The sequence below is a fragment of the Bifidobacterium sp. LH_413 genome (assembly GCF_056357015.1).
Genome location: NZ_JBKEVK010000006.1, coordinates 1 through 13,751 on the forward strand (window position 1 = coordinate 1; position 13,751 = coordinate 13,751).

The 13,751-nt window shown below is 65.7% G+C and carries 12 protein-coding genes, 1 tRNA gene and 1 rRNA gene; 1 reads left to right on the forward strand and 13 read right to left on the reverse strand.

Translation table 11 applies throughout. The annotated features are described in order from the left end of the window. The 7 genes from AC1AYN_RS08850 to AC1AYN_RS08880 form a co-directional block, all read right to left on the reverse strand. A 16S ribosomal RNA gene (locus tag AC1AYN_RS08850) occupies positions 1 to 393 on the reverse strand; the annotation flags it as partial. 598 nt (positions 394 to 991) lie between these two features. Further along, entirely contained in the window at positions 992 to 2,491 is a 1,500-nt protein-coding gene (gene gatB, locus AC1AYN_RS08855; RefSeq protein WP_476532966.1) for an Asp-tRNA(Asn)/Glu-tRNA(Gln) amidotransferase subunit GatB, read from the reverse strand. A 31-nt stretch (positions 2,492 to 2,522) separates the two neighbouring features. Next, a complete protein-coding gene (gene gatA, locus AC1AYN_RS08860; protein ID WP_476532967.1) occupies positions 2,523 to 4,064 on the reverse strand; it encodes an Asp-tRNA(Asn)/Glu-tRNA(Gln) amidotransferase subunit GatA in 1,542 nt (513 codons plus the stop codon). A gap of 6 nt (positions 4,065 to 4,070) precedes the next feature. Further along, the gene (gene gatC / locus AC1AYN_RS08865; RefSeq protein ID WP_101622276.1) at positions 4,071 to 4,370 is read right to left on the reverse strand and encodes an Asp-tRNA(Asn)/Glu-tRNA(Gln) amidotransferase subunit GatC; all 300 of its coding nucleotides are present in this window, start codon (positions 4,368 to 4,370) and stop codon (positions 4,071 to 4,073) included. Positions 4,371 to 4,560: 190 nt separating this feature from the next. Then, positions 4,561 to 5,481, reverse strand: coding sequence for a TrmH family RNA methyltransferase (locus AC1AYN_RS08870; protein WP_476532968.1), 921 nt, complete (start codon positions 5,479 to 5,481; stop codon positions 4,561 to 4,563). Between the two features lie 173 nt (positions 5,482 to 5,654). Further along, positions 5,655 to 6,296: an orotate phosphoribosyltransferase gene (locus AC1AYN_RS08875; RefSeq protein ID WP_101622279.1), complete on the reverse strand. Its 642-nt coding sequence runs from the start codon at positions 6,294 to 6,296 to the stop codon at positions 5,655 to 5,657. Between the two features lie 26 nt (positions 6,297 to 6,322). Beyond that, positions 6,323 to 6,604: a metal-sensitive transcriptional regulator gene (locus AC1AYN_RS08880; RefSeq protein ID WP_476532969.1), complete on the reverse strand. Its 282-nt coding sequence runs from the start codon at positions 6,602 to 6,604 to the stop codon at positions 6,323 to 6,325. A 114-nt stretch (positions 6,605 to 6,718) separates the two neighbouring features. Between AC1AYN_RS08880 and AC1AYN_RS08885 the strand changes: the two genes are divergently transcribed. Then, positions 6,719 to 9,907: an HAD-IC family P-type ATPase gene (locus tag AC1AYN_RS08885; protein WP_476532970.1), complete on the forward strand. Its 3,189-nt coding sequence runs from the start codon at positions 6,719 to 6,721 to the stop codon at positions 9,905 to 9,907. 99 nt (positions 9,908 to 10,006) lie between these two features. Here AC1AYN_RS08885 and AC1AYN_RS08890 read toward each other — a convergent pair whose 3' ends face one another. The 6 genes from AC1AYN_RS08890 to rpsF form a co-directional block, all read right to left on the reverse strand. Further along, the gene (locus tag AC1AYN_RS08890; protein ID WP_476532971.1) at positions 10,007 to 10,738 is read right to left on the reverse strand and encodes an MIP/aquaporin family protein; all 732 of its coding nucleotides are present in this window, start codon (positions 10,736 to 10,738) and stop codon (positions 10,007 to 10,009) included. 202 nt (positions 10,739 to 10,940) lie between these two features. Beyond that, positions 10,941 to 11,014, reverse strand: a tRNA-Lys gene (locus AC1AYN_RS08895). 426 nt (positions 11,015 to 11,440) lie between these two features. Next, entirely contained in the window at positions 11,441 to 11,887 is a 447-nt protein-coding gene (rplI, locus tag AC1AYN_RS08900) for a 50S ribosomal protein L9 (protein WP_476532972.1), read from the reverse strand. A 19-nt stretch (positions 11,888 to 11,906) separates the two neighbouring features. Then, positions 11,907 to 12,155, reverse strand: coding sequence for a 30S ribosomal protein S18 (gene rpsR / locus AC1AYN_RS08905; RefSeq protein WP_034528805.1), 249 nt, complete (start codon positions 12,153 to 12,155; stop codon positions 11,907 to 11,909). 141 nt (positions 12,156 to 12,296) lie between these two features. After that, positions 12,297 to 12,971, reverse strand: a complete 675-nt coding sequence (locus AC1AYN_RS08910) for a single-stranded DNA-binding protein (RefSeq protein WP_476532973.1) — start codon at positions 12,969 to 12,971, stop codon at positions 12,297 to 12,299. Positions 12,972 to 13,074: 103 nt separating this feature from the next. After that, positions 13,075 to 13,371 carry a 30S ribosomal protein S6 gene (gene rpsF, locus AC1AYN_RS08915; RefSeq protein WP_101622285.1) on the reverse strand — a complete coding sequence of 99 codons (297 nt, stop codon included), beginning with the start codon at positions 13,369 to 13,371 and terminating at the stop codon, positions 13,075 to 13,077. Positions 13,372 to 13,751 lie beyond the last annotated feature (380 nt).

The window sequence follows — 13,751 nt, forward strand, 5'->3', positions numbered from 1 at the left end:
CTGCATCAGGCTTGCGCCCATTGTGCAATATTCCCCACTGCTGCCTCCCGTAGGAGTCTGGGCCGTATCTCAGTCCCAATGTGGCCGGTCGCCCTCTCAGGCCGGCTACCCGTCGAAGCCACGGTAGGCCATCACCCCACCGTCAAGCTGATAGGACGCGACCCCATCCCGTACCGGTAAGACCCTTTCCCAACACACCATGCAGCATATTGGAACATCCGGCATTACCACCCGTTTCCAGGAGCTATTCCGGAGTACGGGGCAGGTCGGTCACGCATTACTCACCCGTTCGCCACTCTCACCCGACAGCAAGCTGCCAGGATCCCGTTCGACTTGCATGTGTTAAGCACGCCGCCAGCGTTCATCCTGAGCCAGAATCGAACCCTCCACAAAAAAAACATTGCAGAAAGACATCGAAAGATGACTCTCAAAAAAGAAAAAAGACGGAACCTCTAATAAGGAAAGAGGTTCGCACAAAAACCCCGACCCCCATCAAACCCCCTCGGGTACTCCGGAAAACCGAAGCGGGAATCGGACTGGCAATCATTGACTATAAAGAAGTAAGTAGTACAACACACTCTTGAGTTCTCAAACCACCACACACGCCAAGCAACCCGGAAACCAACCAACAGGAAGGAACCCCGACCGCTCAGCGGCAGCGAATGAATAACCTACACCACACCGACCAACACCGCAAACCCACACCACAAAACAACCCCCAAAACCCCTGCAAACACTAGCCTCCACCGGCGTGTCGAAAAACCGACCACAAACAACCCGACAACCCCCTCAGTCGGCCTGCGGCCGCCAGCTCCCCCTCACAAGGGGGAGCGCTCTCCCCCATCCGGCTCACGCCGGGAGCCCCCTCCACAGAGGGGGCCCAAAACGACGACGCCCCACGCACATACGAAAAAGGCCGAGCGGTTTCCCGCTCGGCCTTTCGGTCCGTCTGCGACGAATCGGCCAGTCAGCTAATCAGCGAATCAGCCAATCAGCCCTTGATCTTGCCCATGACGATCTTGGTGACGGCCTTCGCGTCGGCCTGGCCGCGCGTCGCCTTCATCACGGCGCCGATGATCACACCCATCGGCTTCATGTTGCCGCTCTTGAGCTTCTCGACGACGTCCGGGTTGGCTTCGAACGCCGCGTCGACCGCCGCCTCGATGGCGCCGGAGTCCTCGACGATCTTGTAGCCGTGCTTCTTGACGACCTCGTCCGGCGTGCCTTCACCGGCGAGCACGCCGGCGATGGTCTGCTTGGCGAGCTTGTCGTTGAGCTTGCCGTCGGCGATGAGCTTCTCGACCTCGGCCACGTCGGCCGGGGTGACGGGCAGCTCCTCGAGCGAGACGCCCTTCGCGTTGGCTTCGCGGGAGAGCTCGCCGAGCCACCACTTGCGCGCGCCGCCGGCGGTCGCGCCGGCCTTGACGGTCTCCTCGATCAGGTCGAGGGCGTCAGCGTTGAGGATGTCGCGCAGCTGCAGGTCGGTCAGGCCCCATTCGGCCTTAAGACGGTTGCGGCGCTCGCGCGGCATCTCCGGCATCTGCGCCTCCATCTCGGCGATGTGCTCCTTGGTGATGTGGAGCATGACCAGATCCGGATCCGGGAAGTAGCGGTAGTCGTCCGCGTCGGACTTGAGACGGCCGCCCGCGGTGGTCTGCGTGGCCTCGTCCCAGTGGCGGGTCTCCTGCAGAATCTCCTTGCCTTCGTCGAGGCGTGCGGCCTGACGGCGGATCTCGTACTGGAGGGTCTTCTCGATGCCGCGGAACGAGTTCACGTTCTTGGTCTCGGAACGGGTGCCGTACGGGGCGTCCGGGGACGGGCGCAGCGACACGTTCACGTCGGCGCGCATGTTGCCCTGCTCCATGCGGGCGTGGGAGATGCCCAGCGCGCGCATGATGTCGCGGATGGCGCGCATGTACGCGCCGGCGATCTCCGGAGCGCGGTCGCCCGCGCCCTCGATCGGCTTGGTCACGATCTCGATGAGCGGCACGCCGGCGCGGTTGTAGTCGACCAGCGAGTGGTCGGCGCCCTCGATGCGGCCGTCGGCGCCACCCACGTGGGTGTTCTTGCCGGCGTCGTCCTCGATGTGGGCGCGCTCGATCGGCACGCGGAAGACGGTGCCGTCCTCCAGCTCGACGTCCAGGTAGCCGTTGCCGTTGGTCGGCTTGTCGTACTGGGAGATCTGGTAGTCGCGCGGCATGTCCGGGTAGAAGTAGTTCTTGCGGGCGAACTGGCTCCACTCGGCGATCTCGCAGTGCAGGGCGAGACCCAGCTTGATCGCGTAGTCGACGGCCGTCTTGTTGACGACCGGCAGCGAGCCGGGCAGGCCGAGGCTCACCGGGGTGAGCTGGGTGTTCGGCTCGCCGCCGAAGCTCACTTCGGCCGGGCAGAACAGCTTGGTCTTGGTGCACAGCTCGACGTGCGTCTCCAGGCCGAACACCACATCGTACTTCTTGGTGGCATCGGCGTACTTCATCAGTTTTTCAGCCATGATGTTGTCCTTGTAATCCTTCCGATGTCACTCACTTGGCGAGACCGTCGAGCCACGGGGCCTTGAGGTCCTTCCAGATCGGACCGTTCCAGTCCTCCTCGAGCGCGGCTTCGAGCGCGGCGGCAGGCTTGTACATGACCTCGTCACGCTGCTGCGGCGCGATGAACTGGAAGCCGACCGGCAGGCCGTCATCGGACAGGCCGGCCGGAATCGACATGGCGGGCACGCCGGCGAGGTTCGCCGGGATGGTCGCGATGTCGTTCATGTACATGGCCAGCGGGTCGGACGTCTTCTCGCCGAGCTTGAACGCGGTGGTCGGGCTGGTCGGGCAGACGAGCACGTCGACCTGCTCGAACGCCTTCTTGAAGTCCTCGATGATGAGCGTGCGCACCTTCTGCGCGGAGCCGTACCAGGCGTCGTAGTAGCCGGCGGACAGCGCGTAGGTGCCGAGGATGATGCGGCGCTTGACCTCGTCGCCGAAGCCAGCCTCACGCGTGTAGGCCATCATGTTGGCGGCGGTCTGCGGCACGCCGGCCGGCGGCATCACGCGCAGGCCGTAGCGCATGCCGTCGTAGCGGGCCAGGTTGGAGCTGACCTCGGACGGCATGATGATGTAGTACGCGCCGAGCGCGTATTCGAGGCGCGGGCAGGAGACCTCGACGACCTCGGCGCCCATCTCCTTGAGCTTGTCGACGGCCTCGTTGAAGCGAGCCGAGACGCCGGCCTGGAAGCCGTCGCCGCTGAGCTCCTTGATGAGGCCGACCTTCACGCCCTCGAGGTCGCGCTTCGCGCCTTCGCGCGCGGCGGCGACCATCGGACGCGGGCCTTCCGGGATGGAGGTGGAATCGCGGCGGTCGTTGCCGCCGATGATCTCCTGCAGGAGCGCGGAGTCGAGCACGGTGCGGGAGACCGGGCCGATCTGGTCGAGCGAGGAGGCCATGGCGATCGCGCCGAAGCGGGAGACGCCGCCGTAGGTCGGCTTCACGCCGACGGTGCCGGTCAGTGCGCCCGGCTGGCGGATGGAACCGCCGGTGTCGGTGCCGAGGGCGAGCGGGGCCTCGAACGCGGCCACCGCGGAGGCGGAACCACCGCCGGAGCCGCCGGGGACGCGGTCGGTATCCCACGGGTTGTGGGTGGTCTGGTAGGCGGAGTGCTCGGTGGAGGAGCCCTGCGCGAACTCGTCCAGGTTGGTCTTGCCGAGGATCGGCATGCCGGCGGCCTTGAGCTTCTCGATCACGGTCGCGTCGTACGGCGGAATCCAGCCTTCGAGGATCTTCGAGGCGGCGGTCGTCTCGATGCCCTTGGTGACGATCATGTCCTTGATGGCGATCGGCACGCCGGCCAGCTGCGGCAGGGCGGCCTTCTCGTCCGCGGACTTCGCGTCGAAGGCGTCGGCCTGCTCGCGGGCCACGTCGGCGGAGACCTTGAGGAACGCCTTGATGCTCGGCTCGGCGGCCTCAATCACGGCGAGGTGCGCGTCGACCAGTTCACGGCTGGAGACGTCGCCCTTCTTGATGGCCGCGCCCATCTCGGCGGCGGACAGCTTGACGAGTTCGTTGGTTGCTTCGGTCATATCGGCTCACTCCTCGCTTCCCAGGATGCGCGGCGCGACGAACATGCCGGCCTCGGTCTTCGGGCCGCCGGCGAGCGCCTCGGCCTGCGTCAGCGGCGTGACCGGCACGTCCGGGCGCAGGTACGCCTCGAGCGGGACCGGGTTGGCGGTCGGTTCGACGTCGTCGGAGGCGACCTCCTGGACCTTGTTGATGGAATCGGCGATGACGTTCAGCTCGCCCTGCAGACGGGTGATCTCCTCATCGGTGAGCGCGATTCGGGCCAGATCGCCCAAATGCACGATTTCTTCGCGTGTGAATGTAGGCATGCGCCTAACTATACGAGCAATTTGTGACACGCGGAACGGATGTACCGCCCGCCCCGAATCACCGTGTCATCGCACCATCGCGTTACCGCATCATCGCGTCATCGCATCATCGCGTTACCGCATCATCGCGTCATCGCATCCCGGCGGCCGCCGCACCGCGACCGCCGGATTGCCGCGTCACCATCGCCCGTCACCGGATCGCCGCGTGCTGCGCGATCCAGCTGTGCATGGCGACGGCCGCCGCCGCGCCCGCGTTAATCGAACGCACCGAACCGAACTGCGAGATGTACACGACGTCGTCGGCGAGGTCGAGCGCCGTCTCGGTCAGTCCCGGACCTTCCGCGCCGAACAGCAGCAGGCAGCGTTTCGGGAACGCGTACCGCTCCATCGGCACGGCGCCGGGCACGATGTCCATCGCGACGACGCGCGCCGCCTCCAGCTCGCGGATGCGCGCCTCGGCGGCGTCCAGTTCCGCGAGGAACGGCGCCTGCGCGGCGCGCACGTCGCCGCCCGCGCGCGACGCCGCAGCGCCCGTCGCGACGCTACCGGCCGCGCCGCGCACGGCGGCCGTCGCGCGTGCGGCGGCCTCGTGCGCGTGGAACGCGGCCGCCGCGGCGCGCGACCGCTCGGCCGCGATTTCGCCGGCGATGCGCATGCGCCAGCAGCGCACCATCGCCGCGATCGACGCGTGATGCTCCATGTGCTGGTACAGCTCGGTCATCAGCGCGCCGTTGCGGTTCCACTTGTGCGGTCCGACGATGTGCACGCGTCGCGCCTGGAACGCGTTGGCGGTGCGCACCATCGAGCCGATGTTGAAGTCGTGCGTCCAGTTCTCGATGGCGACCTCGAAATCGTGGCGTCCGTGCGCGTCCAGGTCTGCCTTGATCGCGGCGACCGTCCAGTACCGGTAGCGGTCGAGCACGTTGCGCCGATCGCCCTGGTCGAGCAGTTTCGGGTCATAGAGGAGGCGGTCGGCGTACAGCGGCGACGCCGGATCGTCCGGCCGCGGCTCGCCGGGATGCGCCTCGGCCCACGGCCCGACACCCACCTCGCGGAACACCGGTTCCCCGGACCGCTCGCCTTCGACATCAATAGGATTACGAGGATGCATATCACCTTTCCATACATCTTGCGCCCCCTTGAGGCTGAGCCGTCAAGCAAACGCCAGAGGCGTTTGTAGGCGAAGGCGAACGACAGTGAGCCGACATCATGCCAGCCGAAGGCTGTCCGCAATCGCGTAGGAGCTGTCACCGAAGGTGACTGAGGGTGGGCTCCGCTACCGACCTACTCCGCCAGATCGGACTCGTGGAACACCTGGATGAACGGCACCTCGTGCCGCGCACCGTCGACCGGGCTGATGACGGTGATCTCATGCTCGTCCGCGCCCTTGCCGACGCCGCCGACCAGCGAGGCGACGGCCACGACGCTCGCGCCCTCGTGCTCGACGATCGAGAAGTCGAGGCTCAGCTCGTTGCCGTTGCGCAGCGTGACGAGCGAACTCGTCTGCACGTAGGATTTCTCGGACAGCCACGCATCGAGCAGCAGCACGCGCTTGCCCTTGATCGACGGTCCCTTAATCGACGGGAACACGAAGTCCATGACGAATCCGTCGAGGTTCTCGCCGCGGGAGGCGGCGGCCTGGATCATCGATCCGACAAGCGGCACGGAAGCGGCGGTGAGCGCGCCGACCGCATCGTAATCGTCGACGGAATAGCCGGCGTCCTCCAACGTGTCGAGCAGGACGTGGCCCATCACGGCCGCACCGTGATGGTCGAGCGTCACCGCGTACAGCTCGGAGAACGGCTTGCCTGCGACGCGCTCGCGCAGCAGGGCGCGGAGCTGCTCGCGCGGGTCGAGCGCGGCGAAGTCGATGGGCTCGTTATGCAGGTCGGCGGGGCCGGTGGCGCGGAATCCTGAATCACTCATATCCCATAGGGTACGGCGCGCCCTCGTCACGACCGCACGAGGCGGGCGATGGCGGCGGACGCCTCGGCGAGCTTCTCGTCGGCCACGTCGCCGCCTTCGGCCGACGCCTGACGCACGCAATGGTTGAGATGGTCGTCGAGCAGCAGCAGGGCCACCGATTTGAGCGCCGAATTCGCGGCGGAGATCTGCGTGAGCACGTCGATGCAGTACCGGTCGTCGTCCACCATCTGCTCGATGGCGCGCACCTGGCCTTCGATGCGCTTCAACCGCGCCAACACCTTCGTCTTGTCATCGCCGTAGCCGTGCATCGCCAGTCTCCTTTCGCCGTCCGGAAAACATCATCCAGTATATACTCCATAGGGGTATTGGGTATACACTGTGATGCGGTATACGATGGACTGAGACGAGAACGAGGAGCGGACATGGAACTGAACATCTTCACGTGCGTCGCCGCACTGGTCGTCGCGGCGCTTGCGACGTGGCTCATCCTGCGGTTCTTCTTCGGCGAGCGCAAGGGCGTGGCCGGCGAGCTGCACGAGGGCGTCCAGCGCGCCACCATCACCGTGAAGGGCGGCTACTCCCCTGACGTGGTGACGATGCGCGCCGGTGTGCCGATCACCCTGAACTTCGACCGGCAAGAGACCGGCGAATGCACCTCGCACGTGGTGTTCGGCGACCTGGGGCTCGACGCGATGCTGCCGGGCAACACGGCCACCGAAGTGAAGCTGCCCGCGCTGCCGGCCGGCGATTACCCGTTCGCCTGCGGCATGAACATGGTGCACGGGCTGCTGCGTGTCCAAGGCGACGGGGAAGGCTCGACGGCGACGGCATCGACGGAAACCGCCGGAGCCGGAGCGGGCGCGACGGGCGCAGCGGGAGCTGGAGCGGGCGTGGCCGCGGCCTCGGCCGACTACGCGGCGAACGAGGCGCGCGAAGCCGAGGAACGGCGTACCGAAATCCGCAACCTCACCCGTCTGGTCGCGATCGGCACGGTGCTGACGCTCCCCGCGTTCGCGGTGATGATGATCCACATGGCGAACCACATGCTGCTGCCGGACTGGCTCACGAACCCGTGGTGGCAGGCGATCCTCATCACGCCGGTCATGTTCTACTGCGGCGCGCCGATCCATCAGGTCGGTTTCCCCGCGCTGCGTCACCGCGCACCGGACATGAACTCGCTTGTCTCGCTGGGCACGGGCGCCGCCTACCTGTACAGCCTGCTCGTGTGCATCGCGCCGTGGCTGCTGCCTGAGGGCTCGCGCGAACCGTATTTCGAATCGGTGGGCGTGGTCATCACGCTCGTGCTCGTCGGCCGCCTGCTGGAGACGAAGGCGCGCGAGGGCACCGGCAAGGCGGTGCAGAGCCTCATCAAGCTCCGCCCGCGGGTCGCACACCGGCTCGATGGGGTCCCCGAGGGAATCGAGGAGGCCGCCGCGCAGGCATCGGGAGCCGGGCAGCCCGCGCCCGGGGCGAATGTGCATGGTTCCGGGGGTGTCGTGCATGGTTCGGACGGCGATGTGCATGATTCCGAGGGTAACGTGCAGCATTCTGATGCGAACCTGCACGCCCCGGTCGTGAAGACCTCTTCTCAGGCAGGCGAACGCTGGCTCAATCCGAGCGCGTTCCATGACGTCGACATCGACGAGGTGGAACCCGGCGACCTGCTCGTAATCAAGGCAGGAGAACGCATCCCGGCCGATGGTGTGGTCGTCGCCGGCGAGGCCGAGGTGGACGAGTCGATGATCACCGGCGAGTCCCGTCCGGTGCGCAAAACCCCGGTCTTCACGACCACACCCCGCACGTTCGCCGAAAACGACTACACGTCCGGTCCGGATTCCTGCACGTTGGGTGCCGAACCATACACATTCGACGCCGAACCCCACACAACACCCTCCGAACCATACACATTCGCCGACGGAGATGGCGATGCCGCGACTTCCGAGGGTTCCGCTCCCGCCCGCTCGTCCACGCTCACCGGCGCGACCGTGGTGCTGCGCGGCAATCTGCTCATGCGTGTCACACAGACGGGCGGCGACACCGTGCTCTCGCAGATCGTCGCGATGGTGGCGCGCGCCCAGGCGACGAAGGCCCCGGTGCAGCGTCTCGCCGACCGCATCGCCCGCGTGTTCGTGCCGGCGGTGTTCATCATCGCCGTGTGGACGTTCGCGATCTGGCTGGCGCTCGGCCCGGACCCGAAGCTCGCGCACGCGCTGGTCACGGCGGTGAGCGTGCTCATCATCGCATGCCCGTGCGCGCTGGGACTCGCCACGCCGCTGTCGGTCACGGCGGCGACCGGCGTGGGCGCGACGAACGGCGTGCTCGTGACCAGCGCGAAAGCGCTGGAACGGGCACGCGAGATCGGCACGGTCGTGTTCGACAAGACCGGCACGATCACGCGCGGTGTGGCCGACGCGGATTCCGCGGATTGGAGCCGGCCGAGCTACGAGCGCGACACGGTCAAGCCCGGGTCGAAGGAGGCGGTGGCCGCGTTGCGCACGGCCGGCATCCGCACGGTCATGCTGTCCGGCGACAAGGCCGAGGTGGCGGCCGGCATCGCGTGCGAGGTCGGCATCGACACGGTGATCGCGCAGGTCAGGCCCGATGGGAAGGCATATTGGATCGAACGATTGCAGCACGAGCCGCATGAGGGGCTGATCGCGATGGTCGGCGACGGCATCAACGACGCGCCCGCGCTCACGCAGGCGGATCTGGGATTCGCGATCGGCACCGGCACGGACGTGGCGATGCAGTCCGCGGACGTGACGCTGATGAGCGGCGACCTGCGCGGCGTGATTCGCACAATCAACCTGTCGCAGGCGACGATGCGCAACATCCGGCAGAACCTCGGGTGGGCGTTTGGCTACAACGTGATTGGCATCCCGATCGCGGCGGGCGTGCTCTACCCGTTCACCGGCTGGCTACTGAGCCCGATGATCGCCGGCCTCGCGATGGCCCTGAGCTCCGTCTGCCTGGTCCTCAACGCCAACCGCCTCAACCGCATCACCCTCAGCGACACGGCCCTCAAGGAGCCCCGCGCCGCAACCTCCCGAACGGAGCCGTCGGCGGCGAAGTCCTCCGAGAAAGCACGCACCGCCTCCGCCACCGACGCTTCCCGAGCAGGAGAGCCGTCGGCCTCCCCCATCCAGCCGTCGGCATTTTCTTCCGGCTCCCCCTACGAGGGGGAGCTGTCGGCGAAGCCGACTGAGGGGGTGTCCGCCGCCAGCGCAACCGGCACCGGTCCCCGCGTCATCATCGACGAACGCACCTCCCTCACCACCGGCACCTCCTCTTCCTGCGCCCCCTCCCAGGAGGAGCTGTCCGGCGAAGCCGGACTGAGGGGGGCCGCCGACACCGAAACCACCAGCACTTCCCCATCAATCACAACCAAGGAGAACACCATGGAAATGAACCACATGCACCACGACCACATGGCCATGCACCACGCCGCCCCCACCGAGGGCGAGACCGCCACCGATCCGGTGTGCGGCATGACGGTCGCGGTGAACGCGGACGCAATCACCCGCGAGTACGAGGGCAAGACCTACTACTTCTGCGGCGAGCACTGCGCCAACAACTTCGCCAAGGCCCCCCAGATCTTCCTCGAGCACTGATTCCCCACCATAACGAAACCGGCCCGTCGCCCCGCAATACGCGGGAGCCGACGGGCCGGTTTCATATTCGCTATGCGTATTCGCTACGCAATCACGCAATCACGCGAAGAACGCCTTGAACAGCCAGGCGCCGACGATTGCGCCCACGATCGGGGCGACGACCGGAATCCACGCCTCGTTCCAACGGGACGTGCCCTTGGACGGAATCGGCAGGATGGCGTGCAGGACGCGCGGCATGAGGTCGCGGGCCGGGTTCAGGCCAGGGCCGGTCGGGCCGCCCATGGAGGTGACGAGGCCCCACACGATGAAGCCGACGACGATCGCGGCGGCGGCCGGATCCTTCTCGCCCCACGGGTCCATCAGGCAGCACAGCGCGCCGAAGACGAGCACGAGCGTGCCGAACATCTCGTTGAGGAAGTAGTTGAGCTTCTTGTTGTCCGCGTCGGTGGTGCAGAAGGTGGCGAGGATGGCCTCGGCGTCATCGGTGTCCTTGTAGTGCGGGTAGTACGTGAGGTACACGATGAACTGGCCGAGCGCGGCGCCGAGCAGCTGCGCGATGATGTACGGCAGCACCTCGTTCCACGGGAACATGCCGTTGATGGCCTGCGCGAGGGTCATGGCCGGGTTGATGTGGGCGCCGGAGACCGCGCCGAACATGAGCACCGGGAACATGACGCCGAAGCCGTAGCCCATGGCGATGTTGAGCCAGCCGGCGTGGTGGCCCTTCGTGTTCTTGAGCTCCACGTTGGCGACGGAGCCGTTGCCGAAGATCATCAGGATGGCGGTGCCGAAGAACTCGGCGGCCAGCTTGGTAAAGAGGGAGTATTCCACTGCTTCTTCTTTTCTTCTTGTTCTTGTCTGGATTGATGATGCGGCCGCCCGAAAGGCGGGAGACAAACAAACGAGCCAAGCATACGCCGAGGGCTGAACTGGTTGAACCCTACGTCCCGCCGGCGGGAGCTGTCAGCGGAGTTTAGCTGAAGGTGGTTGGAAATACAAAAAGACCGGAATCTTTCGATTCCGGTCTTATCTGTGCCCCCGCAGGGATTCGAACCCTGGACACGCTGATTAAGAGTCAGCTGCTCTAACCAACTGAGCTACAGGGGCGTTGGCTAGTTGTTGAAGTGTTCCTTGCAACGAGTGATAAATATACTCCCGTTTGATTCTGACGCAACTCTCGGCGTGTCGCCCAGAATTCCAACGTTTGTAAAATCGCGGATTTGCCGTCTGTGCGCTTCATCCACCTCGCCTAACCCACCTTGAAAACCGCTCTTCACATAATCATCACATAAATGGCAGGAGTCATACCCGAGCGGTCGAAGCCGCGCCTTGGAAACCGTCGGAACCCGCCAGAACCATCGGGACCACGCCAGCCTTGGCGCAACACAACCGCAACACCCGCCGCATACGAAAACCCCGCGCCCCGCGTGAACAACAACAATCACGCGCGGCACGGGGTTCTCAGTGCTTAAGCTCAGACTTCAATCCGTCAGTCTGATGGGAATCCGGCGGCAATAATCACCGCCGGAATCGTCACTCGGCGACGACCTTCACGAAGAAGTTCGCGGAGATCTCCGGGTGGAGCTGGACCGTGGCCGGGAATTCGCCGGTGGTCTTGATGGTCTCGACGGTGATGGCCTTCGGGTCGACCGGGGCCTTGTCGAGCAGCGCCATGGCGATGGCCTCCTTGGAGATGCCACCGAACAGCTTGCCGGACTCGGACACCTTGGCGGCGATCTCGACGGCGGAACCCTCGATGGCCTCCTTGGCGGCGACGGCGTCTTCACGGGTGGCGACGGCCTGGGCCAGACGGGCGCGCTTCATGGCGACGATCTGGGCCTCGGCGCCCTTGTTCCACGCGAAGGCGAGCTTCTGCGGGAGCAGGTAGTTGCGGGCGTAGCCGGCCTTGACGGTGACGACGTCACCGGAGTGACCGAGGTCCGCAACGGTCTGGGTGAGAATAACCTTGGTTTCAGCCATTTCAGATGCCTCCTAGAACTCAGCGGCCGGAAGTGGCGTACGGCAGCAGGGCCATCTCGCGGGCGTTCTTGATCGCCTTGGAGATCTTGCGCTGCTCCTGCACGGTCACGCCGGTGATACGACGGGAACGGATCTTGCCGCGATCGGAGATGAACTTGCGCAGCAGCGCGACGTCCTTGTAATCGATCTCGGTGACCTTCGCCGCCTTCAGCGGGTTCGGCTTCTTCTTGAACGGCTTGACCGGCGGTTGCGGCCTCTTGCGGGACATGATGTTCTCCTTATTTACGATGTTGATGTTGTGTTCGCTCGTCGCAGTTACGCGTTGCGCGTTGCATACGCGTCAGGTACTACGCGGCATGAAAGCGTGAAGGCGCGGAAACGCCGAAGCGCAAAAGCGCGGAAACGCGGATCAGAACTCCGGATCGTCGTCGGAGCCGCCGCCGAAATCGGAGGAGCCGCCGAACGTGGAGAAGCTGTTGCCCGAATCCGAGCCGCTGCTCCACGGGTCCGCGGCCGGCTGCTGTCCGCCCGCCGGCGCGCCGGACTGGCCGCCGCCAAAGCTGGAACCGCCGCCCTGGTAGCCGTTGCCACCCGAGTAGCCGCCATTGCCGCCGTTACCGCGGCCATAGCCGCCGGCGTTCTGGCCGTAGCCGTTGCTTCCACCGAAGCCGCCCGCGCCGTTGCCGCCCTGGTTGCGGCCCGCGAAGCCGCCGTTACCGGACGACTGACGGGTCACTTGGGCGGTGGCGTAGCGCAGCGACGGGCCAATCTCGTCGACCGTCATCTCGACGACGGTGCGGTTGGAACCGTCCTGTGCCTGATAGGAACGCTGCTGGAGACGACCCTGCGCAATCACGCGCATGCCCTTGGACAGGGACTGTGCGCAGTGGTCGGCGAGGTCACGCCATGCGGAGCAACGCATGAACAGCGCCTGTCCGTCCTCGAACTGGCCGGACTGGCGGTTGTACGTGCGCGGCGTCGACGCGATGGTGAAGCTCGCCACGGTCGCGCCGGAACCGATGGTGCGCAGTTCCGGATCCGCGGTGAGATTGCCGACGATGGTGATCGTGGTTTCGCCTGCCATGATTGCCGCCTTCCTACTTCGAGATTCCTACTTCGACTGTATTCCGCACCGGCGTCCCGTGCGACGGTGTTCCGCCGCGGGAGCCGGTTGACGCTTCAAACGCTTACTTGACGTCCTTACGAAGGATCTTCGTACGGATCACGGATTCGTTGAGGTTGAGGACACGGTCGAGCTCATCGCTGGTAGCGGGCTCGGCGGTGTAGGTCACCACGACGTAGTTGCCTTCGGTCTTGCCGTTGATCTCGTAGGCGAGCTTGCGACGGCCCCAGAAATCGGGCTCATCGACGGAACCGCCTTCCTTGGTGACCAGCTCGAGGTACTGCTCGGTCAGCTTCTTGAGATCACGCTCGTTCAGCTCAGGATCGGCGATGAACATCAGTTCGTACTTATGCGCAGACATCACCCACCTCCTTCGGACTATGTGGCCACGGACCTTCCGTGGCAGGAGTGTGTATGCGTGCTGCATCATCCGGGTCGCATGCGCGCGGCGAGAAGCCGGACACGCCTATGACCCCAACAAAGCAACCTCCCCAAGATAACGCCCCCGCGGGACAGCCCACGCCCCTCGCCCACGCCCGAACCACCACCCCGCGCAAGCCATTCCGCACAGGCACCCCGCACGGGCACCCCCTCAGACGACCTCCGGTCGCCAGCTCCCCCTGAGGGGGGCGCAAACAGCGGACTCCCCATCCTGCGCCCCCTTCAGGGGGGAGCTGTCAGGCGGCAGCCTGACTGAGGGGGTCTCCCGCCGACAGCCGCCAACAGCCCACACCCCGCACC

Excerpts from the sequence above, each read along its gene's own strand:
- AC1AYN_RS08875 (WP_101622279.1), bottom strand. The coding sequence starts at position 6,296 with ATGAGTGATTCAGGATTCCGCGCCACCGGCCCCGCCGACCTGCATAAC.
- rplI (WP_476532972.1), bottom strand. The coding sequence starts at position 11,887 with ATGGCTGAAACCAAGGTTATTCTCACCCAGACCGTTGCGGACCTCGGT.
- AC1AYN_RS08910 (WP_476532973.1), bottom strand. The coding sequence starts at position 12,971 with ATGGCAGGCGAAACCACGATCACCATCGTCGGCAATCTCACCGCGGAT.
- gatC (WP_101622276.1), bottom strand. The coding sequence starts at position 4,370 with ATGCCTACATTCACACGCGAAGAAATCGTGCATTTGGGCGATCTGGCC.
- gatA (WP_476532967.1), bottom strand. The coding sequence starts at position 4,064 with ATGACCGAAGCAACCAACGAACTCGTCAAGCTGTCCGCCGCCGAGATG.
- gatB (WP_476532966.1), bottom strand. The coding sequence starts at position 2,491 with ATGGCTGAAAAACTGATGAAGTACGCCGATGCCACCAAGAAGTACGAT.
- rpsR (WP_034528805.1), bottom strand. The coding sequence starts at position 12,155 with ATGTCCCGCAAGAGGCCGCAACCGCCGGTCAAGCCGTTCAAGAAGAAG.
- AC1AYN_RS08885 (WP_476532970.1), top strand. The coding sequence starts at position 6,719 with ATGGAACTGAACATCTTCACGTGCGTCGCCGCACTGGTCGTCGCGGCG.
- rpsF (WP_101622285.1), bottom strand. The coding sequence starts at position 13,371 with ATGTCTGCGCATAAGTACGAACTGATGTTCATCGCCGATCCTGAGCTG.
- AC1AYN_RS08880 (WP_476532969.1), bottom strand. The coding sequence starts at position 6,604 with ATGCACGGCTACGGCGATGACAAGACGAAGGTGTTGGCGCGGTTGAAG.
- AC1AYN_RS08870 (WP_476532968.1), bottom strand. The coding sequence starts at position 5,481 with ATGCATCCTCGTAATCCTATTGATGTCGAAGGCGAGCGGTCCGGGGAA.